21 protein-coding genes are annotated in these 22,873 nt (G+C 71.9%); 16 read left to right on the plus strand and 5 right to left on the minus strand.

Translation table 11 applies throughout. From position 1 onward, the window contains the following. Nucleotides 1-12: 12 nt before the first annotated feature. Both ACIBHY_RS43590 and ACIBHY_RS43595 read left to right on the plus strand, forming a co-directional pair. The gene (locus tag ACIBHY_RS43590; protein ID WP_397255151.1) at nt 13-1,275 is read left to right on the plus strand and encodes a serine/threonine-protein kinase; all 1,263 of its coding nucleotides are present in this window, start codon (nt 13-15) and stop codon (nt 1,273-1,275) included. 177 nt (nt 1,276-1,452) lie between these two features. Continuing rightward, the gene (locus ACIBHY_RS43595) at nt 1,453-2,403 is read left to right on the plus strand and encodes a hypothetical protein (RefSeq protein WP_397255149.1); all 951 of its coding nucleotides are present in this window, start codon (nt 1,453-1,455) and stop codon (nt 2,401-2,403) included. Here ACIBHY_RS43595 and ACIBHY_RS43600 read toward each other — a convergent pair. Next, the gene (locus tag ACIBHY_RS43600; protein ID WP_397255148.1) at nt 2,389-3,102 is read right to left on the minus strand and encodes a hypothetical protein; all 714 of its coding nucleotides are present in this window, start codon (nt 3,100-3,102) and stop codon (nt 2,389-2,391) included. The two genes, ACIBHY_RS43595 and ACIBHY_RS43600, sit on opposite strands and share 15 nt — an antisense overlap. A gap of 124 nt (nt 3,103-3,226) precedes the next feature. On the opposite strand from ACIBHY_RS43600, the gene ACIBHY_RS43605 reads away from it, so the two are divergent. The 8 genes from ACIBHY_RS43605 to ACIBHY_RS43640 are packed head-to-tail and all read left to right on the plus strand — an operon-like array spanning nt 3,227 to nt 11,272. Further along, complete coding sequence (locus ACIBHY_RS43605) at nt 3,227-4,342, plus strand: hypothetical protein (protein WP_397255146.1); 1,116 nt, start codon at nt 3,227-3,229, stop codon at nt 4,340-4,342. Then, nucleotides 4,342-5,844, plus strand: a complete 1,503-nt coding sequence (locus tag ACIBHY_RS43610) for an Hsp70 family protein (RefSeq protein ID WP_397309807.1) — start codon at nt 4,342-4,344, stop codon at nt 5,842-5,844. The genes ACIBHY_RS43605 and ACIBHY_RS43610 overlap by 1 nt, the downstream gene beginning before the upstream one ends. Then, nucleotides 5,841-6,275: a nucleotide exchange factor GrpE gene (locus ACIBHY_RS43615; protein WP_397255142.1), complete on the plus strand. Its 435-nt coding sequence runs from the start codon at nt 5,841-5,843 to the stop codon at nt 6,273-6,275. The genes ACIBHY_RS43610 and ACIBHY_RS43615 overlap by 4 nt, the downstream gene beginning before the upstream one ends. Beyond that, the gene (locus ACIBHY_RS43620; protein WP_397309808.1) at nt 6,272-8,758 is read left to right on the plus strand and encodes an FtsK/SpoIIIE domain-containing protein; all 2,487 of its coding nucleotides are present in this window, start codon (nt 6,272-6,274) and stop codon (nt 8,756-8,758) included. The genes ACIBHY_RS43615 and ACIBHY_RS43620 overlap by 4 nt, the downstream gene beginning before the upstream one ends. Before the next feature lie 7 nt (nt 8,759-8,765). After that, the gene (locus ACIBHY_RS43625) at nt 8,766-9,257 is read left to right on the plus strand and encodes a hypothetical protein (RefSeq protein WP_397255138.1); all 492 of its coding nucleotides are present in this window, start codon (nt 8,766-8,768) and stop codon (nt 9,255-9,257) included. Next, on the plus strand, nt 9,258-9,518 hold the full coding sequence (locus tag ACIBHY_RS43630) for a hypothetical protein (RefSeq protein WP_397107920.1): 261 nt from the start codon (nt 9,258-9,260) through the stop codon (nt 9,516-9,518). 1 nt (nt 9,519) lies between these two features. Then, a complete protein-coding gene (locus tag ACIBHY_RS43635; RefSeq protein ID WP_397255136.1) occupies nt 9,520-9,789 on the plus strand; it encodes a hypothetical protein in 270 nt (89 codons plus the stop codon). Then, nucleotides 9,779-11,272, plus strand: a complete 1,494-nt coding sequence (locus ACIBHY_RS43640) for a protein kinase (protein ID WP_397309809.1) — start codon at nt 9,779-9,781, stop codon at nt 11,270-11,272. Before ACIBHY_RS43635 ends, ACIBHY_RS43640 begins: the two co-directional genes overlap by 11 nt. On the opposite strand, the gene ilvD is transcribed toward ACIBHY_RS43640, so the two are convergent. Beyond that, a complete protein-coding gene (gene ilvD, locus ACIBHY_RS43645) occupies nt 11,252-13,105 on the minus strand; it encodes a dihydroxy-acid dehydratase (RefSeq protein ID WP_397255132.1) in 1,854 nt (617 codons plus the stop codon). The genes ACIBHY_RS43640 and ilvD overlap by 21 nt on opposite strands. A gap of 122 nt (nt 13,106-13,227) precedes the next feature. Between ilvD and ACIBHY_RS43650 the strand changes: the two genes are divergently transcribed. After that, nucleotides 13,228-15,957 (plus strand): hypothetical protein, encoded by a 2,730-nt coding sequence (locus ACIBHY_RS43650; protein WP_397255130.1) that lies wholly within the window; start codon nt 13,228-13,230, stop codon nt 15,955-15,957. Here ACIBHY_RS43650 and ACIBHY_RS43655 read toward each other — a convergent pair whose 3' ends face one another. After that, on the minus strand, nt 15,958-16,734 hold the full coding sequence (locus tag ACIBHY_RS43655; protein ID WP_397309810.1) for a thioesterase family protein: 777 nt from the start codon (nt 16,732-16,734) through the stop codon (nt 15,958-15,960). 73 nt (nt 16,735-16,807) lie between these two features. Between ACIBHY_RS43655 and ACIBHY_RS43660 the strand changes: the two genes are divergently transcribed. Then, nucleotides 16,808-17,566 carry a TetR/AcrR family transcriptional regulator gene (locus ACIBHY_RS43660; protein WP_397309811.1) on the plus strand — a complete coding sequence of 253 codons (759 nt, stop codon included), beginning with the start codon at nt 16,808-16,810 and terminating at the stop codon, nt 17,564-17,566. On the opposite strand, the gene ACIBHY_RS43665 is transcribed toward ACIBHY_RS43660, so the two are convergent. After that, nucleotides 17,493-18,326 carry a nuclease-related domain-containing protein gene (locus ACIBHY_RS43665; protein WP_397309812.1) on the minus strand — a complete coding sequence of 278 codons (834 nt, stop codon included), beginning with the start codon at nt 18,324-18,326 and terminating at the stop codon, nt 17,493-17,495. The genes ACIBHY_RS43660 and ACIBHY_RS43665 overlap by 74 nt on opposite strands. 140 nt (nt 18,327-18,466) lie before the next feature. Between ACIBHY_RS43665 and ACIBHY_RS43670 the strand changes: the two genes are divergently transcribed. Together ACIBHY_RS43670 and ACIBHY_RS43675 are read left to right on the plus strand one after the other, a co-directional pair. Further along, entirely contained in the window at nt 18,467-19,873 is a 1,407-nt protein-coding gene (locus tag ACIBHY_RS43670; RefSeq protein ID WP_397309813.1) for an amidase, read from the plus strand. A gap of 55 nt (nt 19,874-19,928) precedes the next feature. Further along, nucleotides 19,929-20,624, plus strand: a complete 696-nt coding sequence (locus ACIBHY_RS43675) for a winged helix-turn-helix domain-containing protein (RefSeq protein ID WP_379614985.1) — start codon at nt 19,929-19,931, stop codon at nt 20,622-20,624. Here ACIBHY_RS43675 and ACIBHY_RS43680 read toward each other — a convergent pair. Next, nucleotides 20,621-22,084, minus strand: a complete 1,464-nt coding sequence (locus tag ACIBHY_RS43680) for a serine/threonine-protein kinase (RefSeq protein ID WP_397309814.1) — start codon at nt 22,082-22,084, stop codon at nt 20,621-20,623. The genes ACIBHY_RS43675 and ACIBHY_RS43680 overlap by 4 nt on opposite strands. Nucleotides 22,085-22,174: 90 nt before the next feature. On the opposite strand from ACIBHY_RS43680, the gene ACIBHY_RS43685 reads away from it, so the two are divergent. Together ACIBHY_RS43685 and ACIBHY_RS43690 are read left to right on the plus strand one after the other, a co-directional pair. Beyond that, a complete protein-coding gene (locus ACIBHY_RS43685) occupies nt 22,175-22,465 on the plus strand; it encodes a hypothetical protein (protein WP_397309815.1) in 291 nt (96 codons plus the stop codon). A gap of 4 nt (nt 22,466-22,469) precedes the next feature. Continuing rightward, the gene (locus tag ACIBHY_RS43690) at nt 22,470-22,832 is read left to right on the plus strand and encodes a DUF5130 family protein (protein ID WP_397309816.1); all 363 of its coding nucleotides are present in this window, start codon (nt 22,470-22,472) and stop codon (nt 22,830-22,832) included. Nucleotides 22,833-22,873: the final 41 nt, after the last annotated feature.

The raw sequence follows: 22,873 nt of genomic DNA on the forward strand, positions 1-22,873 counted from the left end.
AGCGTTGAAGGCGTGCTCGGCTCGGGGACCACACTCAACGATCGCTACCAGCTGACCACCCGGATCGGCGGTGGCGGCATGGGCGAGGTCTGGCGTGCCACCGACACGGTCCTCGGCCGCGAGGTCGCGCTCAAGGTGCTCACGCCCGCCCTGAGCGAGAACGCCACCTTCGCCCAGCGCTTCCAGAACGAGGCGCGGGCCATGGCCACCCTGCGTCACCCCGGCGTCGTCGACGTCTACGACTACGGCCTGGCCACGGTCGGCGAGCGCACGCTGAGCTACCTGGTGATGGAGTACGTCGAGGGCGAGTCGCTCGACCGGGCGCTCGACCGCGAGCCGCTCACCCCCGCCCACACGATGCGGCTGGTCGCCGAGGTGGCCGACGCGCTGTCGGCGGCCCACGCGCAGGGCATCGTGCACCGCGACGTCAAGCCGGGCAACCTGCTGCTGCGGCCCGACGGCCGGGTGGCGCTGACCGACTTCGGCATCGCCCACTCGGTCTCGGCGGGGCAGCTCACCGCCACCGGCGCGATGCTCTGCTCGGCCGGCTACTGCGCGCCGGAGATGGCCACCGCCAGCGACGTCACGCCCGCCGTCGACGTCTACGCGCTGGGCGTGGTGGCCTACGAGTGCCTGACGGGGCGGCTGCCGTTCGACGGCGACACCCCCGTGCAGATCATCTACAAGCATCTGCACCAGCCGCCGCCCACGCTGCCCGACGACATCCCGCCGGGCCCGCGCGCCGTCGTGGCCAAGGCGCTGGAGAAGACACCCGACCGGCGCTGGGCCTCGGCCGCCGACATGGGCGAGGCCGCGCGCAGGGCGCTGGCCGACCCCCACGCCTCGCCCGCGCCGCGCCGCCGCCGGGCGCTGGTTGGCGCGCTGACCGTCTCGGCCGCGGTGCTGGCCACGGCGGCCGTGGTGGGCTCTCTGTGGTTGCGCCCGGTGGCGCCGCTCGAGCAGCAGAGCATCCTGCCTCCCGGCGGCAACGCCACGGTGACGCCGCCGACCGAGCGCGAGCAGGTCAAGGGCAAGCCGGCGCTGCCGCCCGCCAAGACCTCGCCCACCCCCAAGCCGACCCCGACGGCCACGAACGAGCCTGAGCCGACGCCGACCGTACCGACCCCCACGGTCACTCCCACCGCCGAGCCGACCCCGACCGCGGAGCCCACGCCCACGGTCGAGCCCACGACGCCAGGACCGGAGGAGCCGACCGGCGACCCCACCGGCCAGCCGGGCGAGATTCAGTGCGTCCGCGAGCCCTGCCCGTCGTGATGGGTGGTGCCCGACTTCGGGTTCTGATCTGTCCAGTGCATATCCATGACAGCTAGTGCATCGCTCCGGGGCCCTGCGGACCATCTCTAAGCTTGCAGGGTGACCGTCAGAACACACCGCGCGCTCCCGGGTCCCGGGGCGACGCGGGTGGCTTCCGAGCCGTGAGAGAGTGATCGCGTGGATACGACTCGTGATCTGCTCGTCGCGCTGGCCCACCGCTATGCCTTCGCCGACCTCGGAGCGCTCTCCTCGGACGAGGAGGTGGCCGCCGTGTGCGAGTTCGGGCAGCGGCTGCTCTCCCTGGACGCCGAGGACTTCGCCGTCGAGGCACGGGGCGTGCCGGCCGACCTGAAGCGCCGGGCGCGGGCCTGCCACATGCCGCAGACGCCCCGTGAGACGCCGCGCGGCGCCCTGGAGTCGCTGCGCCCCGCCTACGGCCTGCTGCTGGAGGTCATCGCGATCCGGTGGCACCGCCGCGAGCTGAGCCCGATGATCGCCGCGGTGCACATCGCCAGCGAGTACCTGCCGCTGCTGGCCTTCGAGCCGCAGCTGGGCCACGCGGGCGACCCGGCGCGCTGGCCGGACGGGCTGAGCGCCGACGGCAGCAGGTTCGGCGTGATCGGCGACCGCGACTGCGACCACACCAAGTCCGAGCAGTCGGCGACCAACCGTACGCTGCGGGTGGCCGGTGAGCCGCCCGAGGGCTGGCGGGCCTACTTCGACCGCCAGCACAGCCAGGTCGCCGGCGCGCTCGCGGTGTGCGTGGCCACCTGCCGCAAGCCGTGCACGGCCATGGACTGGATCGCTCCCGGGCCGCGCCGCGAGCTCGGCGTCCGCGCCCGCAGCGCGCTCGCCTTCGCCGAGACCCCGCTGGTACGGCTGCGCCACGCCGCCCCGGTGGGCCACGGCTTCGGCGTGCCCTCCCCCGAGGAGGTGCTCGACGCGTGGGAGCGCAGCCGGGGCGCGCTGGACAAGAACGACGTCGGGGCGGCTGCGCTGAAGGACGACGGTTTTCCGCTGCCGGGCCTGCCCTCGTTGTTCTCCGCGATCGCCGACCACCCGATCGTGCCCTCGACGCTGCTGAAGGGCGTCAGCGACCACGTGGCGAGTCTGCTAGTCCGGGGGTAGCAGGACCAGGTGCGCGGGGGTGATCAGGCCGAAGCGCAGCGCGTGCTTGACGATCGAGCGGGGTTTCCAGTCGACCCCGGCCCCCTGGCCGGGCGGCTGGAGCCGGAACTTCGTGCCGGCCAGGAAGTCCACGTGGTAGTTGATGGCCGAGCGGCTCAGTCCCAGGGCGGCCAGCCGCTGGCGTACCTCGGGGACGCTCGGCACGCGGTCGCGGGCGGGGTCGCGCAGCTGAGGCTCGCACAGTGCGGCGAGCACGAGGAAGTACTTGGCCGCGGGGTCGAGCGGGTAGGGCTGCGGGGTGCCGGTGGCGCCGCCGGGGTCGTGCTCGGTGGCCAGGCGGCGCTTGAGCGGGGCCAGCACGAGGAAGGTGAGCTGGTCCTGGCGGCCGGGCACGCGAACCCTGGCGGTCTCGAACGGGATCGGCGCGTCGACCGTGCCCGGTGACAGCCGGACGAATCCGCCGCCTTCCAGGTTCTCCACGACGTAGGCGTAGCGGCGCGACTGGTTGGAGATCTCCCAGTAGTCCTTGACAGCCCGCAGCAGTCCCGCCTTGCGCGAGACGGCCGGGTCGTCGAGCGGCAGGTCGACCGGGGTATCGGCGGTGCCGCGACCGAAGGTGAGCGATTCTCCTGGCCGCAGGTGCCGGGTTTCGACGGCCGTGCTGCCCTGGAAGTCGCGCTGGACCGTGATCACTTCCACGACCGGAGCATAGGCCGCCGTCGCGCGTGACATAACGTCATCTTCTTGCCATTGGCCGCAACAGCACTGGCGGGCCGCGATCTGGCTTCCGAGCATGGAGATCCCCCGGTCATGGAGACGCGGCATGGACAACTACTACGCCATCGTCGGCGCGGAGCGTAACGACCCGGCCGACGTCATCAAGAAGAAGATCACCAACGAGCTCCGGCAGTGGCAGAAGCGCACCAACAGCTCCGACCTCAGCAAGCGGCAGGAGGCCGAGCAGAAGGTGGCGCTGCTGACCAAGGCCAGAGAGATCCTGCTCGACGACGCCCGGCGCAAGGGCTACGACCTCCAGCTCAACGCGTTCCTGGCCGCGGGCGGCGGCTCCCAGGCGCCGGTCACCGCCTCGTCGGCGAGCGGCGACTGGCTGCAGCAGGCCCGCGACTATCTCGCCATCGGCGACTACAACTCCGCCGCCTACTGCGCCCGCGAGGCGCGCAACACGCTCGGCGCCTCCGCCGAAGTCTGGAGCCTGTTGGCACGTGCCAACGCGGGCCTGGGCAACCTCAACGAAGCGCTGTACGAGGCGCAGCAGGCCACCTCGCTCGACGCGGCCAACCCCGACCGGCAACTGGAGCTCGGCGGCGTCTACGAGGAACTGGAGCAATGGGACCGGGCGCTGTCCTGCTACGAGCAGGTCAACCGGCTGACCGGCGGCTCGGAGGAGGCCGACCTGGGCATCGCCGGCAGCCTCGCGAACCAGGGCCGCTACTCCGAGGCCATCCCGGTGCTGGAGAAGCTCCACCTGCACGGCTCCAACAAGCGCATGGCCGCCTACTACCTGGCCGACGTGCTGCTCGCGCACGCCGAGACGATCCCCGTGGCCAAGCAGGACGACGGGTACTACATCACCTCGGCCGAGGAGATCGCGCAGATCCGGATCGTGCTGAACCGGGTCAGGACGCTGAGCGACGACGAGCAGATCATGATGCGCCTCGCCGACCAGGAACAGTACTTGATCGCGATGGAGACCAAGCACCTGTTCGGCGTGACCGCCTGGAAGATCACCAAGACCGTGATCCTCTGGGCGATCATCGCCTTCGTCATCGTCGGCATCCTGAGCAACGCGGGGTCCGGGGGGTTCTTCCTGGGTGTGCTGCTCGGCGGCGGGGTCGCCTGGCTGCGTATCCACCTGCAGATCCGCAACCACTACCTTCCGCAGTGGCGCATCAACGCCAAGATCGTCCGGGGGCGCTGATGGCGGTCATCGGCATCGACCTCGGCACCACGTACTCGGCGTCGGCCATCGTGCGCGGGCCCTCCCCGGAGATCCTGGAGAACCGCGAGGGCGAGCGGCTCACGCCGTCCGTCGTGGTGTTCGAGAACGGCACGCCGCTGGTCGGTGTGGAGGCCAAGCGGCTGGCCGCCGTGCTGCCCGACGACTGCGTGGAGTTCGTCAAGCGGAAGATGGGCGAGCCGGAGGCGGCGTACGTGGACGCCGACGGCAAGGAGTACCGGGCGGAGGAGGTCTCCGCGCTGGTGCTCAAGCGGCTGGCCGCCGACGCCTCCATGCAGCTCGGCGAGGAGGTCAGGGACGTCGTCGTCACGGTGCCCGCCTACTTCGACGACGCCCGCCGTACCGCGACCAAGGACGCCGGCGAGATCGCCGGGCTCAACGTGCTCGGCCTGATCAACGAGCCGACCGCGGCCGGGATCGCCTACGGGCTCAACAAGCAGCAGAGCGGCGTCTTCCTCGTCTACGACCTGGGCGGCGGCACCTTCGACGTGACGATCATGCGGGTGACCGGCACGGAGTTCGACATCATGGCCACCGGCGGCGACCGCAACCTCGGCGGCTTCGACTTCGACAACCTGCTCATGGGCCACGTCGCCACGCGCATCCGCGAGCAGGGCGGGCCCGAGGTGCGCGAGTCGGACAAGGGCGAGGCCGAGCTGCGCGGCCAGTGCGAGCAGGCCAAGCGGCGCCTGACCAGCATGCCGCAGACGATCGTGCGGGTCAGCGCCGAGGGAGCGAGTTTCCAGGTGCCGGTCACCAGGGCGGAGTTCGAGGAGCTGACCGCGAGCCTGCTCAGCCGTACCGAGGTGACGGTCGAGGAGGTCATGGAGAAGGCCGGCGTCGACTGGGACAAGATCGACCGGATTCTGCTCGTGGGCGGCTCGACCCGGATGCCGATGGTCAGCACGATGGTGCAGCGCATGTCCGGCCGGGTGCCGGACATCGGCATCAACCCAGACGAGGCGGTGGCGCTGGGCGCGGCCGTCTACGCCGACACGCTGGGCGCGGCGGCCAGCGGGGCGATCGCCCGCATCCCGGTCGCGGTCAGCGACGTGACCTCGCAGAGCCTCGGCACCATCGCGCTCAACGAGCGCAACATCGCGCAGAACTCCATCATCATCCCGGCCAACTCAAAGATCCCGGTGAAGCGGGAGAAGAGCTTCTACACCGTCCAGCCAGGCCAGCGGGTGGTCGACTTCGAGCTGACCGAGGGCGACGACGAGGACCTGCGCTACGTGACGGTCCTGAAGTCGACGGAGCTGATGCTGCCGCCCGGCCTGCCGGACGAGGCCGAGATCCGCGTGGTCATGGCCTACGACATCGACGGCGTCGTGCACGCCGAGGTGTTCCTGGGCGCGACCGGGCAGTCGCTGGGCGCCGTCGAGCTGCAACGCGACAACAACCTGGGGGCCCACGCCGTCGAGCAGATGCGCAACGCGATGCGCGACCTGGAGATCCTATGAGTGAGGAACTGTCCGAGAAACTCGACGTCCTGACCGACCTGTTCAAACGACGCCTGTCCGACGACCTGGACAAGCGCAAGCTCCTTGAGGAGCAGGCCCGCCGTATCCAGCAGGCGGAGGGCGCGCTCTTCCGCGACCTGCAGCTGCCGCTGGTGCTCGGCGTGGCCACCGTCATCGACCGGATCGACCGCCACGAGGCCGAGGAGGGCGACTTCGCCCTGGCGATCAGGGACGAGCTGCTCGAACTGCTCGCCGTCAACGGCATCCGCGAGGTGCCCACCGACACCGCCTTCGACCGCGCCACGCACGAGGCGGCGGCCGCCCGCCCGGAGGAGGGCAGCGAGCCGGGCGCCATCCTCGAGGTGTGGAACCGCGGGTACGCGCGGCACGGCTGGGTGTTCCGGCCGGCCAGGGTGGTCGTGGCCCTGTGAGCGTCGCCCATCGCGAGGCCGCGATCAGGGGACTGGTCGCGGCCTTTCGCGCCTACGCGCCCGTGGCCAGGAAGGTCGCGGCCGAGGCGCAGCTCGGGGCGGAACGCGACAGGCAACAAGCCGTTCGGCGGGCCGAGCGTACGGCCGAGGCGGAACGGCACCGGATCCAGGCCGCGGTGCGGCGGGCGATGGACGGCGCGAGGGAGACGGCGGCTGCCACAACCGCGGAACTCGCGCCCGGCGTCGCCGGTCTGCCCTTCTCCGGGGCCGAGTGGGGGTCTCTCGGCACCGCGGCCCCCACACATGTGCGGGTCGGCGTCTGCGGCGAAGTGCCGGTCGTCGTCCCGCTGCTGCCCACCGCGGGCTGGTACGCCGCGGGGGACGGCGCCGCCGGCCTGATCCTGGGCGCGGTGCTCAGGGCGGTGGCGGCCGCTCCGGCCGGCCGGGTCCAGGTGGACTCGTACGACCCCAGGCTGACCGGGGCGCTCGGGGTCTTCGGCGAGGCGCTGCCTCGTTCGCTGTCCGGTGTGGCCGAGCTCGCCGAGCGGGTCGGCGACCTGGTCCGCACCCTGCACTCGCGGGCCCAGCGCATCGCCCAGTCGGGCGGGTGCGCGTTCGAGGAGCTGGCGGAGCCGTACCGGCTGATGGTGGTGCTCGACTACCCGGCGGGTGTGGAGGAGAGCGTGCAGCGGGACCTGCTGCGGGTGGCCGAGTCGGCGGCCGGGCGCGGCGTCTGCTTCCTCGTCCAGCACAACGCGGCGATCCAGCCCGAGCGCGGCGTGGAGCCCGAGCGGCTGGCCGCGCTGTTGCGGCGCGTGGAGGCGGGCCGCGAGCGGATCGTGGTGGCCGGGCTGGAGAACGTGGCCTGCCGTCCCGACCCGCCGCCGGGGCCGGAGCTGTTCGCCGCGGTGGCCGGGGCGGCGGCGGGCGCGCAGTTGCCGAGGGTGCCGTTCGCCGGGACGCTGCCGCCGCGCCGCGACTGGTGGGCGCGGGTGGAGAAGGGCGACGGCCTGCGGATCGCGGTCGGCGCCGAAGGGCGCGAGCCCGCCTGGGTACGGCTCAGCAGCAGCAACCCGCCCCTGCCCAACATCCTCATCGGCGGCTCGGCCGGACAGGGCAAGTCGAACCTGCTGCTGGTGCTCATCCACGGCCTGGCCGCCCGCTACTCCCCCGCCGACCTGGAGATGTACCTGCTGGACTTCAAGCAGGGCCTGGAGTTCGAGCGGCTGGGCGGCGAGCGCTGGCTGCCGCACGCCCGCGTGCTGGGCGTCTTCAGCGACCGCGAGTTCGGCCTGGCGGTGCTGCGGCACGTGCACGAGCAGATGGAGCTGCGCAGCGAGACGTTCAAGCGGCTGCGCGTGACCGACATCGCCGGCATGGACCCGGGCCCCGACCGTCCGCCGCGCCTGTTGCTGGTGCTCGACGAGTTCCAGGTGATGCTCGCCGAGGACGACCCGATCGCCGACGAGGCCACCGCCCTGCTGGAGAAGCTCGTCCGGCTCGGCCGCGCCTACGGCGTGCACGTGGTGCTGGCCACCCAGACCATCGAGGGCATCCAGCGCCTGGCCACCAAGCGCGAGGCCATCTTCGGCCAGGTCCCCAACCGGATCGTGCTCAAGACCACCGCCGCCGACTCCCAGTCGCTGCTGTCCTCGCACAACACGGCCGCCGCCGGGCTGCGCTTTCGCGGCCAGGCCGTGCTCAACGACGACTACGGCTCCCCGGAGGCCAACCGCGTCGCGCTGATCGCGCACGCCCGCGAGGAGGAACTGGCGGCGCTGCGGGCCGAGCTGTGGCACCACGCCCGCGCCGAGCGCCGCCCGCGCGTGTTCAAGCAGGACGAGCCCGCCGACCTGGCCGCTCTGCTGCACCATCCGGTGGAGTCGGGACCCGGCCTGGTCCGCCCGTGGGTGGGCGTGCCGGTGGCCGTCACCGAGCGTCCCGCCGCCTTCGACGTGCGTCAGGAGCCGAGCGCCGGGCTGCTCATCCTGGGCGACGACGCGGCCGCGGCCCGCGGCGTGCTGGCCGGGCTCAGCGCCTCGATCGGCAAGGCGCGCCCGGCCGACCGGTTCGTCTGGCTGGACGGGCTCGAGGAGGCGCGGGCCGTCCCCGGGCAAATGGCCGAGCTGCGCGAGGAGATGCGCGAACGCGACGGCGGCGAGCCGTGGGTGCACGTGCTCGGCTTCGGCATGCACCGCGCCAGGATGCGGATGGGCGACGACTTCACCTCGCCCGCCGACACGCTGAAGGAGATCGTCAAGGACGGGCCGGACGTGGGCGTCTTCTTCTACGGCTGGTGGAACCGCATGAACGTGTGCACCGAGCACCTCGGCTTCGACCGCTGCCACGTCAGCTCCTACCTGTTCCTGCGCCACCCGGTCGAGGCCGTCCAGCAGGTGTGCGGGCCCTTGGTCGCCTGGTCGGCGCGGCCCGGCCGGGGCTGCTGCACGACGGGCTGTCCGGGGAGCCGCTGCCGGTGGTGATCTTCGGGTGAGCGCGTGGGAGGAGTACACCGAGGCGCTCGGGGTGCTGGCGCGGGCGGCCGAGGCGGGGCGGGGCCGGCTGGACGCGGTCGAGGCCGCCGCCGGGCGGGCGGTGTCGGCCGCGGAGAAGCGGCTGGCCACGGCCGTACAGGAGAGGCAGCAGGTGGAGAGGCGGCTCGGGCAGCTCGACGGGCTCTGCCACAAGGTCATGACCGAGGGCGAGGTGCCTCGTGAGGGCCTCGCGGACCGCTTCGACCTGGGGGTTCCCACCACGGCCAGGGCCGCGCTGGCCACGCTGGAGCGGCTGGAGGAGGGGCTGAACGAGAGCCTCGCCGAGCTTCGGTCGGCCCGTTCCCTGGTCACGGCCAATCCGCCGCCGCCCCCTCCTCCGCCGCCCCGGCCAGTGGCGCCGCCGTCCCGGCGACCGGTCTGGATGTACGCCCTCATCGGGGCGGTCGCGCTCGTCATCGTGCTGGTCCTCGTGATCGGAGCCGTATAGATGTCCCAGATCCAGCAGGTCAAGCAGCAGCTGCACGACGTCGCCTACCAATCCAGGCAGGCGGCGGGCGGCATCCAGGCCTTCGACGTGAAGTTCTCCCAGGCCGTCGCGCGCGTGCAGGAGCTCATCGGCGGCTCGGCCACCGCCGCGGACAAGCAGATCATCGCGGTGCTGCAGGAGGCCTCGCGGGCGGTCAAGGCCGCGGCGGGCTCACTGCACAGCGCGGCCAAGACCGCGACCGACTACGCCAACCGGGTGTGAGATGAACGGCTCGGAGTTGGAGCGGATCGCGCGGGCCCTGGTGGAGAGCCTGGGGCAGGCCGACCGGATCGCGGCCGAGCTCTACGTGGCCGCCGGGCGGATCACCCGTCTGGCCGCGCTGGTGGGCGCGTTACCCGACCCCGGCGCGCGGGCCGCCGCCTCGATGCTGAACGCGGCGGCGGCCAAGTGCGTGCTGGCCGCGAACCTGCTGCGGCAGGCCGGCAAGATCGGCGCCGACTGGGCGAGGCAGGCGGTCTGGCGTGCCGGCTGACCTGCGTCCTGGCGACGCCCGCCACGTCGGCGGCTACGAGATACTCAACCGGCTCGGCGAGGGCGGCCAGGGCCTGGTCTACCTGGGCCGCTCCCCCACCGGCGAGCTGGCCGCCATCAAGGTGCTGCGGGCCGGCTGGACCCACGACGCCGAGGCGCGCAGGCGCTTCGCGGGGGAGCTGGCCGCCGCGCTGAAGGTGCCGAGGGCGTGCACCGCGGTCATCCTGGACGCCGACATCGACGGCGACATGCCGTACATCATCAGTGAGTTCGTCAACGGACCCTCGCTGGACACCGCGGTCAAGCGCGACGGCCCGTTCTCCGGCGCCGCGCTCGAACGCCTGGCCATCTTCACCTCGACCGCGCTGGCCGCCATCCACGGCGCCCGCATCGTGCACCGCGACTTCAAGCCCGCCAACGTGCTCATCGGTCCCGACGGGCCGCGCGTGGTGGACTTCGGCATCGCCCGCGCATTGGAGGCCACCGACTTCTCCCGCCACACCCAGATCGGCACTCCGCCGTACATGGCGCCCGAGCAGTTCGGCGGGGGCCCGCTCGGGCCCAAGGCGGACGTGTGGGCGTGGGGCGCGACGATGGTCTTCGCCGCGTCGGGCATGCCGCCGTTCGGCACGAGCGGGCACTTCGCCGCGCTGGCCAACCGCATCGCGCACGCCGAGCCCGAGCTCGGGCCGCTGTCCGGCACGCTGCGCACGCTCGTCGAGCGCTGCCTGGCCAAGCGGTCCGCGCGCCGCCCGACCGTGATGGAGCTCTTCCAGGCCCTCGTCGGGTACGGCGAGCCGCTACGCCGGCCGGTTCCCCCGGTGGCCGCCCCGGAGACGGTCTCGGCCACGCCGGAGCACGTGCTGCCGTTCTACTTCGTCTGCGACGAGTCAGCCTCGATGATCGGCGAGCCGCTCGACGCGGTCAACGCCGGGCTGGAGGCGCTGCGGCTGGAGATGGCCCACGCCCCCGCCGCCACCCGGCTGTGCGTGGTCGGCTTCTCCGGCACCGCCGAGGTACTGCTCCCGCTGGCCGACCTGGCCGCGCTGGACGTGCTCCCCCAGCTGCGCGCCCGCGGCGGCACCCGCTACGGCCCCGCCATGGAACTGCTGCGCGCCACCATCGAACGCGACGTCTTCCTGATCAAGGCCGACGGCGGCACGGTCTACCGGCCCACGGTCTTCTTCCTGTCGGACGGCAGGCCCAACGACGAGAGCTGGACCACCTCCTACCGGGATCTGCTCTCGCCCGCCTTCTCCGCCCGGCCGAACGTGATCGCCTTCGGGGTGGGCGACTGCAACGCGGAGACGATCCGGCAGGTCGCCACCCACGGCGCCTTCCTGGCCGACCGCACCCGGCCGGTCGGCGCGGCGCTGAAGGAGGTGGCCACGGCGCTGACCACCTCCCTGCTGACCTCAAGAGGCAAGCTGGTGATTCCCGAGCAGGTGCCGGGCTTCGCCTCGCTACCGCTGGACGAGGTGTGACGACAGCTGCGACAGGTCGCGCGAGGCGCCCGTCGAGGCCGACGTGGTCATCGCCGCGTAGGCCTGCAGTGCCGCGCTGACGGGGCGCTTGCGGTCGCGCGGGCGGTATCCGCCCAGCTCGGTCAGCAGGCGCTCGCGGCGGGCGGCCAGCTCGGCCTCGGGCACGCGCAGCTCCAGCAGGCGGCCGGGGATGTCGATGTCGACGATGTCGCCGTCCTCGACCAGCGCGATCGCGCCGCCCTCCGCCGCCTCGGGCGAGGCGTGGCCGATCGACAGCCCCGAGGTGCCGCCGGAGAAGCGGCCGTCGGTGACCAGCGCGCAGACCTTGCCGAGGCCCTTGCCCTTCAGGAACGAGGTCGGGTAGAGCATCTCCTGCATGCCGGGTCCGCCCTTGGGGCCCTCGTAGCGGATGACCACCACGTCGCCCGCCTTGACCTTGCCACCGAGGATGCCCTCGACCGCGTGGTCCTGCGACTCGAACACCACCGCGGGGCCGGAGAACTTCCAGATCGACTCGTCCACGCCGGCCGTCTTCACCACCGCGCCGTCGCGGGAGATGTTGCCGTAGAGCACGGCCAGGCCGCCGTCGGCGCTGTAGGCGTGCTCGCGGTCGCGGATGCAGCCATCCGCGCGGTCGAGGTCGAGGTCGTCCCAGCGGTTGTCCTGGGAGTACGGCTTGATCGTGCGCACGTTGCCGGGCGCGGCGTGCCACAGCTCGACGGCCTCGGGCGAAACCGTCGGCGAGACCGGGTCCCACTCCTCGATGAGCGTGCCGAGCGTGCCGCCGTTGACCGTCGGGACGTCGCGGTGGATCAGCCCGGCGCGGTCGAGCTCGCCCAGGATGCCCGGGATGCCGCCGGCGCGGTGGACGTCCTCGACGTGGTACTTGTTCGTGGCCGGCGCCACCTTGCACAGGCACGGCACCCGCAGCGAGATCTCGTTGATCTCCTTGAGCCCGAAGTCGACCTCGCCCTCGCGGGCCGCGGCCAGGATGTGCAGGATCGTGTTGGTGGAGCCGCCCATGGCCACGTCGAGCGCCATCGCGTTCTCGAAGGCCTCGCGGGTGGCGATCGCGCGCGGCAGCACGCTGGCGTCGTCGTCCTCGTAGTAGCGCTTGGCCAGCTGGACGATCGTGCGGCCGGCGTCCTTGAAGAGCTGCTCGCGCCGCTTGTGCGTGGCCAGGATGGTGCCGTTGCCGGGCAGGGCCAGGCCGATCGCCTCCGCGAGGCAGTTCATGGAGTTGGCGGTGAACATGCCCGAGCACGAACCGCAGGTCGGGCAGGCGTTCTCCTCCATCTCCAGCAACTCGGCGTCGGAGACGCTGTCGTCGGCGGAGGCGATCATCGGGTCGATGAGGTCGAGCTTCTTGCCGAGCGTCTTGCCCGCCTCCATGGGCCCGCCGGAGACGAAGACGGTCGGGATGTTCAGCCGCATGGCGGCCAGCAGCATGCCCGGCGTGATCTTGTCGCAGTTGGAGACGCAGATCAGGGCGTCGGCGCAGTGAGCCTCGACCATGTACTCCACGGCGTCGGCGATCAGCTCGCGGCTGGGCAGCGAGTAGAGCATGCCGCCGTGGCCCATCGCGATGCCGTCGTCGACGGCGATCGTGTTGAACTCGCGCGGGATCGCGCCCGCCTCCCTGATTGCCCCGGCGACCACGTCGCCGACCTCGCGCAGGTGCACGTGGCCCGGCACGAACTGGGTGAAGCTGTTGGCCACCGCGACGATCGGTTTGCCGAAGTCGCTCCCGGCTACGCCGGTCGCCCGGAGGAGGGCCCGGGCTCCGGCCATGTTCCTACCGTGGGTGACCGTACGTGACCTGAGGGCGGGCATTGAGCTTCTCCCATCGTGAGTGAGTCCTCACCATGGTACGGCTATCGCCCGACAGCTGAGACGCATGTCCACGGCTCGGGATAACGGTGACAAGATCGACCGACGGTGCTATCGAGGTTCGCATGACTTCGGGGCGCGTCGAGTCCGACCTCACGGCCAGGGTCGGCAACTTCATCCACACGATAGACCGGCTGTGCCGGCGACCGGCCCGGGGAGAGGGCGTGCAGGACTCCCCGCACGTCCCGGCCGGCTTCGAGCGGCAGGAGGAGGAACCGCAGGAACGCCCCCAGCACACCGGCCGCCGCGGCATCCCGATCATGCGCCTGCGCAACGCAGGCGACTGGCCCGAGTTCCTGGTCAGGGACGCCGTCGCGTTACGGCCGGTGATCTCCACCCGCATCCGGCGCTCCAAGCCCGAGATCGCGCCCGGCGACACCGTGCCCGTCATCCTGGCCAGGATCGTCGCCGACCTGAGCGCCGGCGCCGAGCGGCGCTCGTCGGCCGACGGCAAGCTCAGGCGCATGCCCGGCCTGCGTTTCCCGCGCTACCGGATGACGGTGAAGGTCCTGGCCGCCTGGACGGCCCGGCACGCCGACGCCGGCCCCGACACCGAGGAGGCGGCCCGCGAGGCGCTGCGCGCGGTCGACCGCACCTGGGGCTGGGGCATCGAGGCGGCCGAGCGGGGCGGCGAGAGCGTGCCGTTCCCGTTCAACGTCCTGCTCAGGCTGGCTCCGCCGTTCCTGCACGACTGGCGGCTCAGCGGGAAGGCGCCCCTGCTCAGCGGCCGGCTGCGCGCGCTGCGGACGGCGCTGGCCCAGGACTCGGCCAAGGCCGGGCTGCCCGCGCTGCTGGCCGACCTCGACCCGGCCGACTCCGGGCGGGTCGACCGGCTGCTGCTGTCGGCCTTCCTCGACGACCTGAGCCTGCAGTACCGGCGCACGCCGCTGCACGTACGGGGCGCCGGGCACGTCTTCTACCCGCTGCTCCTGCTCAACGAGCACGGCGGGGAACTGGTCGAGCTGATCGCGGAGCGGCGCTCCAACCTGGAGTCGTTCGACCCGGTCGTGGTGGTCACCTACCTGCCCGGCGGTGACCCGCCCACCGCCGAGGAGGAGGACCCGGTCTCGGCGCTGATCCGCTGGCGGCGCGAGCTCGTCGCCTCCGGGCGGGCCGCGGCGCTGCAGGTGCTGCGCGAGCCGCTCGACGTGCGGGCGCCCGGCCTGCCGAAGGATCCGGTCGTGCTCAGCACCGCGAGCCGGTTCTGGGTGCCGCCGACCAGGAAGCCGCCCTGGTGGTCCACGCCGGTGGCGATCGCGTTGTTCTGGAGCGTGCTGGCCGCGACGGCCGGCGCCTACGCGGGGCAGACCGTGGCCTGGCAGCGGACCTCGTGCGCCACCGGGCTGTGGACGCCGTGGGCGGAGTCGGGCAGGCAGCTCATGGGCGCGGAGTGCGTCGGCGTGGCCGAGCCCGGGTACCTGTTCACGCCGAGCACCGCGGAGATCGCCCAGGTTCACCGGCGCATCCACGAGGAGAACCAGCGGGCCGCCACCCTGCATGCCGATCAGGCGCAGGCGGCGCGGCCGTACGTGACGATCGTCTATCTCGCCGCGCTGACCTCAGGCAACCGCGACTCGCTCGCCGCGGTGCGCGAGGGGCTGGCGGGCGTGGCCATCGCGCAGAAGAACCAGAACGACTCCTCCGGCGCCAGCGAGCCCATCGTGCGGCTGTTGGTCGCCAACGGCGGCGGTCGCATGCAGTACGGCGAGGCCATCGCCCGCCTGCTCGTCTCCTCCAGCGAGGCCGAGGCGCCCATCGTCGGCGTCGTCGGGCTCGACCAGAGTCGCAGGCAGACCGTCGCCACCATCCACGCGCTCGGCAAGGCCGGGCTGCCCATGGTCGCCTCGACGCTCTCCGCCGACCGGCTGGTGGAGGAGTCGCCGTTCTACTTCCAGGTGGCGCCGCAGAACAAGCGGCAGGCCGCGGTCGCCGCCGCCTTCGCGACCACGCTCGGCCTGCCGGCGCGGGCGCGCCTCTACTACTCCCACGACGTCAGCGACTACTACAGCGACAACCTGCGCAAGCAGGTGTCCGCCCGCTTCACCGAGGCCGGGTTCGCGGTGGAGAACCGGCGCTTCACCCCCATCGGCAGCCCCAAGCCCGGCCCCGAGGACCCCAACGATCACCCCTACGCCGGCGAGCCCCGCCAGGCCGGGGTGAGCGCGTGCGACGCGAAGGGCCTGGTGTACTTCGCCGGGCGCGGCATCCCCGACTTCCAGGCCTTCATCAAGGGCGTGAACGAGACCTGCCCGGCCACCCCGCCCACCATCCTGGCCGGGGACGACATCTCCCGGTACGCCGCCGACGTACGGCTGCGCGGCGAGGTGGGCCAGGTGCCCTTCTACTACCAGTCGTTCGCCGTGGCGCCCAACCGGTGCGGTCAGCCGCAGCCGCACGACTTCTACGACCAGCTCTTCCGCACGTTCACCTTCGAGTGCCAGGAGCCGGGCGCCGGGCGCACGCTCGACGGGCACGCCGCCCTGTCCTACGACGCCGCCGAGACGCTGATCACCGCGATCCGGCGGCTCGGCGGCCCGGTGCGGCACGCGGTGCCCGTGAACTCGTACACGGTGTGGCGGCAGCTCAGCATGTTGCACACCGCCTCCGGTCCGGCGATCCAGGGGGCGACGGGCGGCATCGACTTCGGCGGCGGGACGGCCCGGCAGTACCCGCGCGACAAGCCCGTGCTGATCCTGCGCGCCAAGGGCGCGGAACGCCCCCAGCAGGTGGGCGCCTGCGGCCCGCCCGCCGGGTCGAGTCCTTGGTGTTCCGAGGTGGCGGAGAAGTACCGGTGATCAGGCGGGCAGCCGGACCGCGGCCAGCTGGGTGGACTGGGCCACCAGGCGTCCCTTGCCATCCCAGACGTGGGCGACCTGGTCGATGCGGTCACCGCCGACGTCGGTGGCCTCCAGCTTGACGCGGACCGGCCCCGGCGCGGGCAGGCGGCGGACGTAGGCCGACAGCTGGATGGTGGGCATCCAGCCGGGCAGCCCCAGGTCGAAGGTGACCGGCGGCACCGGGTCGAGGGCCACGAGAAGGCTGAGCGGGTCCCAGTCGGACCCGTCGCCGAGGCGCTGCCAGGTGGCGATCACGCCCTTCTTGCTCGGCTGCCCGAAGGCGAAGGCGAGGTGGCCGGGGTTGATGCGTTCCTCGACCACGCCCATCAGCGGCACGGGGAACGGCGCGCCGGGCGGGTCGACCGGCGACAGGAAGCACTCCTGCTCGGGCGGCAGGTCCACCGGCTCCGAGGCCGTCCACCAGGGATCGGAGTCGTCGAGGCGGCCCAGCGTGATCAGGGCGGAGACACGCGGCCTGCCCTCCTGCGACAGGTCGGCGCGCACCTGGGCGACGCTCTTGCCCACGCGCAGCCTGGTCACACTCACCTCGGCGTGGCCGAAGCCGGGCGGTTCGATGAAGGCGCCGCTGACGGCGGTCACGTGGGGGTGCCCGGCGCCGGCCTCGGCCACCGCGGCGCGGCCCAGGACGGCCAGCAGGTAGCCGCCGTGCAGCTTGGTGCCCACGGCCCACTGCGGGTCGAGGGTGGCGGCGTATCCGCCGTCTTGGGGGGTCACAGCGGTCGCATCACGAAATATCGCCATGCGCTCAGGTTGACATCGTTAACTTAACAACGTCAATGTGAGATGCATGACCAGGACCAGAGCCCGGCGCGGCGAGGGAGCGCTCCTGCGCGAGGACATCCTGCGGGCGGCCGAGGACCTGCTGGCCGAGTCCGGCACCGAGGAGGCACTGACGCTGCGGGCCGTCGCCGCCCGCGCCGGCATCTCGACGCCGTCCGTCTACCTGCACTTCGCCGACAAGGAAGCCCTGCTGGAGGCGGTCTGCCTGAGGGTCTGGGACGAGCTGGCCCGCCTGTTCCGCGAGAACGACCACGGCGACCCGTTCCGCGCCCTGGGCCGCTGCGGCCGGGCCTACGCGCGTTTCGCGCTGGCCCATCCCGTGCAGTACCGGGTGCTGCTCATGAAGCCACCCCCGGGCGACCGCGCCGCCGCGCCCAGGGGAGCGGCGGCCGTGCCGGAGGCGGCGGCGGCCTGCTTCGGGCACATGGTGGCCGTCGTCGAGCGGTGCGTGGAGTCGGGCATCCTGCGCGGCGACCCGAGGCGGCTGGCGCTCACGCTGTGGTCGTCGATGCACGGGTGCGTCGCGCTGGTGCTGGCGCAGCCGGGCTTCCCGTGGCCGGACGTGGACGAACTGGTCGACCAGGCGGTGATCGTCGCGGGCTTCGGCAGCGCGATGCTGTCCCGGGTGCCGGAGACAGGCATCCCTGCCAGCGACGAGCTGGCCGGGGACCTGGACGACCTGGCCGAACGCCTCAGCCGTCGCCGTAGCGAGGAGGAAGGACGCTCTCGGCGATCTCGTACAGGCGGTCGATCTCTTCCTCGGTGAGCGCGTGCTCCCGCTTCGTGATCCACTTGCGCGCCCGGGTGCCCTCGTAGACGTCGACGCCGCGGATGGTCATGACCTTCCACGGCACCGGCGGCCCGTAGATCGCCAGCGAGGGCACGACGGCGATCTCGCGGCCGAAGGCCTTGCTGATCAGCTCGGCGGCCTGCGACGCCTCCAGCTTGGCCTCGGTGATCCTGGGCTTCATGTCGAAGGGGCCGTGGAAGAGCTTCTTGCCCATCTGCACGCGTACGGGCAGCCGCTTGTCCCACTTCTCCGAGTCGACCGCGTAGACGCCGGTGGGGCCGATGACCAGGTGGTCGATCTGGGCCTCGCTGCCGGGGATCGCGCGGGCGTGGAGCGTGCGGTAGCCGCTGCGTTCGAGCCTCTTGAGCTGGCCTTCCGTACGGCGTTCCGCCACGGAGGAACGCCGCCAGGCGGGCACGGTCGAGGCGGATCGGGCGCGGTAGACGGTGTCGGCGATCGCCGCGGCGATCGCCGCGGTGACGCCGATACGCCAGTCCCGGACGAGGATCCCGACGACCACGCCGACGCCTATCGCCAGCAGCGCGCGGTTGCGCAGGCGGCGATATCGAGGCTGCCGCAGCAGCGCGCGCACCGAGGCGCGCTCGATGGGGGCATACGTCGACGCGGGCGTCGCGGCCGGCGACTTCTTGGCCGCGGGGGCCTCATCTTCCGGCCTGTCGCTCACCCAGATCGGTGACGTATTGTGACCGTCTTCTCGCTGGAGGTCGGAGTCCACGTAACTCAAGGTAGCTTGCTGATCGTCGGGTTTCCTAGTGTTAGGGCGTCCATACTTTTATGGCCCAGGTCATCGTGTTCCTCGTCCGATTTCCGGGTATCTATTACATTCTCCGCTAGAGATCCCTACTGTTCAGTAGTGTGAGTGCTATTCACGATCTCTCGGCTCTTGACCAGGGCAAAGCGATCAGGAACGGCGAGCTGTCGCCGCTCGAGCTGACCCGTCATTACCTTGATCGCATCGACCGTCTCGACGCCGAGGTGGGCGCGTACGTCACCGTCACGGCGGAGCGGGCGATCGCCCAGGCACGGGCGCTGGAGAAGGCTCTGCCCGACGGCCCGCTGGCCGGGGTCCCGGTGCCGATCAAGGACCTGAATCTGGTCAAGGACGTGCCGATCATGTTCGGATCGGGCAGCTACCAGGGCTTCGTCGCGCCGGTCGACGACACCGTGGTCGAACGGCTGCGCGAGGCCGGCACGGTCATGCTCGGCAAGACGGCGACCCCCGAGTTCGGGCTGCCTTGCTACACAGAGACAAATGTGTCACCTCCTTCCCGGACGCCGTGGGACCTCACGCGTTCGGCGGGCGGTTCGAGCGGCGGCGCGGCGGCCGCCGTGGCCGCCGGTCTGGCGCCCGTCGCGCAGGGTAGCGACGGCGCGGGCTCGATCAGGATCCCGTCCTCCGTGTGCGGCCTGTTCGGCATCAAGCCGACCCGCGGCCGCATCAGCTTCGCCCCGATCATCCCTGACCTCGCGGGAATGTCGACCAACGGGCCGATCGCCCGGAATGTCGCCGACGCCGCGGCGCTGCTCGACGTGATGGCCCACAACAACCCCGGCGACCTCTACCTCGCCCCGCCGCAGGCGGGCACCTTCCTGGAGTGCGCCACCCGGCAGCCCGGACGGCTGCGCGTCGCCCGCTACGCCGAGCCCGTGGTGCCGGGCACCGAGGTGGACCCCGAGGTCCTGGCGGCCTACGAGGAGGCGTCGAAGACGCTGGCCGCGCTCGGGCACGAGGTCGTCGACATCGCGCCGCCGTTCGGGCCCGAGCTGGTGCCGCAGTTCGTGACGCTCTGGTACGCCTTCGCCTGCATGCATCCGGTCGCCGACGACCGGCAGGACACGCTCAGGCCGCTGACCCGATGGCTGCGCGAGCGCGGCTTCGCCACCCCCGCGCCGTCCTTCCTCCAGGCGCAGTCGGCGCTCCAGCTCGCCACGAGGATCGCGCTCACGGTCACGAACGCCTACGACGCCGTGCTCACCCCGACCGTCACCCTGCCGCCCCGGCCCGTCGGCTGGTTCGAGGAGGGCGACGACCCCGAGCTGACCTTCGAGCGGATGAAGCGCTTCGCCGCCTTCCCGGCGATCTACAACGTCTCCGGGCAGCCAGCGGTGAACCTGCCGCTCTACTGGACCGAGGACGCGCTGCCGATCGGGGTCATGCTGGCCGGCCGTACCGGGGAGGAGGGGGTTTTGATCTCCTTGTCGGCTCAGGTCGAGGCGTACCGGGGCGGATTCTGGGGTGATCGGCGGCCCGAGGTCTGGTAGACCCTGGAACCTTACAGATGGCCGCACAGAGGGCGAGGACGTTACAACCATGGCCATGCGCACCGTTCTCATCCAGACCGACACGGCCGTGGCGGCCGAGCTCAATCCCGGTGAATCCGCCACGTTCGGCCGCGGCGCCGACGACGTCCCCGTGGACATCGTGATCGCCGACCGGGCCGTGTCGCGCATGGCCGGGCGCATCACCGCCGTCGACGACTACTGGCTGATCGCCAACCTCACCACCGACCGCACCTACGTCGTCGAGAACCCCGAGGGCGGCGGCGAGTTCGTCAAGGTGCCGCCGCAGCGGATGGGCATGCCGGTGCCGTTCGAGTTCTCGCGGGTGATCCTTCCCGCCGAGCACGGCACGACCGGCTTCCTCGTCTTCGCCCCCGAGCACGTGTACGGCAAGGCCGCCACCGTGGCCGGATCGGGGGCGACCACCATGGGCGTCTTCCCGCTGGACCGGACCGCCAAGTACTTCCTCATCCTGGTCGCGCTCTGCGAGCCCCGGCTGCGCGACCCGTCCAGCACCGTGGTGCCGACGGTGCCGCAGCTCATCGAGCGGCTGTCAGGACACGGCCTGACCAGGAGCGGAGCCAACTTCCACATCGACTACCTGGCCAGGACGAAACTGCGGGTGAAGCAGGCCGACGAGGGAGGCAAGGCCGACTGGCAGCGTGCCGCCCTCATCAACCTGGCGCTCCGCTTCAACCTGGTGATCGACACGGACCTACGGCTGCTGCCCTAGCTCTTCTGGTACTCGCCCCGATATTTCATGATCAGGTCCACTCGCTCCTTCGTGAACGGAGGGATGCCCTTGGAGCGCTTCATCGGCTCCACGCCGGACAGGAAGAGCGCGGCCAGGTTGGCCGCCGGGTCGCCCTTGATGTTGGAGATCTGCGGCCCGAGGACGCAGAAGAAGCGGCCCATGGACTGCACGGACAGCTCCACGCTGTAGGGCGGGCGCGGCTCGGGCTGGGCGAGACCGTTCGGCTGCCAGTGCCGCAGCACTCTGGGGGTCCAGCGGGCGATGCCGAACTCGTCGTTCTCCTTGTCGGTCAGGTCGGGGTCGAAGTCGCTCATGACCTTCAGAACCGCCGCGATGAGCGCGGGCGAGAGGCCCTTGACGTCGGCGCACCAGGTTCCGGCCTCGATGATCATCTGACGGTACTGCTGGGGCACCGGGGCGTCGTCGCGCAGGTCGTTGTGCGGCTGGGCCGCCGCGCTCGGGGTGGTGCCGCCGGTGCCGGGCGGCTGCTCGGGGCCGCCGCCGCGGGTCAGGAGGACCGCCACGACCGCGCCCGCGAGCACCAGGGCCGTGCCGCCGGCCAGCAGCGCCTTGCCCGATGGCGTACGCGGCTTGGCGGCCGTTTCCCCGGGCTTCGGCTCGGAGTCGTCGCCGGGGAGGTCGGCGGCCACGTCCGGCTCGGTGCCGCGCAGGGCCGCGTCGAAGTCGGCCACGCTCCGCCAGCGGCGATCCGGGTCGGGGTCGATGGCCTTCATCACCGCCGCGCTGATCCGCTCGGTCACCTCGGGGCGCAGGCGGTGGGGCGCCAGCCGTACCGCGCCGGAGCCCGGAACCTGGCCCGTCAGCAGGTGATAGGCGAGGGCCCCCAGCCCGTGCACGTCGGCGCGCTCGTCGGGCGCGCCGTCGAGTCGCATCTGCTCGGGGGCCATGTAGCCGGGCGTGCCCGCGGCGATCGTGTGGCTCGTGGCGTCGGCGAGCGCCCGCGCGACGCCGAGGTCGGCCACCATCGCCCGCTCGCCGCCACCCGTCACCGTCCGGAACAGCACGTTGGACGGCTTCAGGTCACGATGCACAATGCCCAGCTGGTGGAGCTCGCCGACCCCGCCGGCGATCTCGCCGAGCAGCCGCAGCGTCTCCGGCACGGGCAGGGGCCCGTCCGCGAGGCGTCCGGCGAGTGTCCCCATGTCCGCATAGGTCATGACAAAGTACGGCCTGCCGTCTGGAAGCTCGCCGATGTCATGAACCTGCACGATGTGCGGCGAGTCGGCCTGGCGCAGAAGCCTGGCCTCCTTGACGAACCGCTCCCGGACCGCAGGCTCCACCGACCAGTTCTCGGCGAGCACCTTGATGGCGACGTAAGACTGCAACTGGTCATCACGCGCCAGCCACACCGACGCGAAGGCGCCGGCGCCGAGGGCACGCTCAACCGGGTAGCGACCGATCGATTCTGGGGTGTCCACAGCAGTTTTGACCTCTTGTGGGGGATCTTGGTTCCCGACTCTCTCATATGAGGTCTGGCCGGGCAGCCGAACCGGGATTACGGTCATGGTGTGAGCAGCGCGTGGCAGATCCTCGGCTTCCTCATCGGTGCATCCCTCGGCATCTTCGTGCTGATCAGCCTGCTGGTCCTGGCGCCGGGGCGCGGCGGCGCCCGCAGGACGGCGGAAGGGCCGGTCTGGCTCGGCGGGCCGTCCAGAAGCGAGTCCGGCGTCAGCACCTCCGACCTGGTGCTGGCCGACCGGGCCGCCCACTGGGCGCGGACGCCGGAGGTCGACTGGGTGAACGCGGCCGAGACCGCGGAACCGGGCAGGAACATCGGCGGGGCGACGGCTGGATGGTGAGACGATGCGCGTACTGACCGCGGCCCAGGCCGACGACCTGCGCCAGGCCCTTCTGCTCGCCGAGCGCCGCAGCGGGCTGCGCTTCGGCGTCTTCCTCGGCAGACCCGTCGGCGGGCGCCGCCACTTCGCCGAACGCCTGCACGCGGCGCTGGGCGACGACGCCGTCAACGGCGTGGTCGTCCTGGTGGACCTGGAGGGCAGGGCCCTGGAGATCGTGACCGGCGAGAGCGCCCGGCTGTGGCTGTCGGACGGGGCCTGCCGGCTGACCGCGATGTCGATGGCGACCGCGTTCAGCGTGGGCGATCTGGTCGGCGGTCTCCTGTACGGCATCGCCGCCTTGGGCGAACAGGCGACCGCCCGCCGCTGACGGTTCCCCGGCCTCCCCTGAAACCCTCCAGGCTGTGCGCC

The sequence above is a fragment of the Nonomuraea sp. NPDC050547 genome (assembly GCF_044457345.1).
In the GTDB taxonomy this organism is placed as follows: Bacteria; Actinomycetota; Actinomycetes; order Streptosporangiales; family Streptosporangiaceae; genus Nonomuraea.

Excerpts from the sequence above, each read along its gene's own strand:
- ACIBHY_RS43605 (WP_397255146.1), top strand. The coding sequence starts at position 3,227 with ATGGACAACTACTACGCCATCGTCGGCGCGGAGCGTAACGACCCGGCC.
- ACIBHY_RS43610 (WP_397309807.1), top strand. The coding sequence starts at position 4,342 with ATGGCGGTCATCGGCATCGACCTCGGCACCACGTACTCGGCGTCGGCC.
- ACIBHY_RS43615 (WP_397255142.1), top strand. The coding sequence starts at position 5,841 with ATGAGTGAGGAACTGTCCGAGAAACTCGACGTCCTGACCGACCTGTTC.
- ACIBHY_RS43630 (WP_397107920.1), top strand. The coding sequence starts at position 9,258 with ATGTCCCAGATCCAGCAGGTCAAGCAGCAGCTGCACGACGTCGCCTAC.
- ACIBHY_RS43635 (WP_397255136.1), top strand. The coding sequence starts at position 9,520 with ATGAACGGCTCGGAGTTGGAGCGGATCGCGCGGGCCCTGGTGGAGAGC.
- ilvD (WP_397255132.1), bottom strand. The coding sequence starts at position 13,105 with ATGCCCGCCCTCAGGTCACGTACGGTCACCCACGGTAGGAACATGGCC.
- ACIBHY_RS43650 (WP_397255130.1), top strand. The coding sequence starts at position 13,228 with ATGACTTCGGGGCGCGTCGAGTCCGACCTCACGGCCAGGGTCGGCAAC.
- ACIBHY_RS43660 (WP_397309811.1), top strand. The coding sequence starts at position 16,808 with ATGACCAGGACCAGAGCCCGGCGCGGCGAGGGAGCGCTCCTGCGCGAG.
- ACIBHY_RS43675 (WP_379614985.1), top strand. The coding sequence starts at position 19,929 with ATGCGCACCGTTCTCATCCAGACCGACACGGCCGTGGCGGCCGAGCTC.
- ACIBHY_RS43690 (WP_397309816.1), top strand. The coding sequence starts at position 22,470 with ATGCGCGTACTGACCGCGGCCCAGGCCGACGACCTGCGCCAGGCCCTT.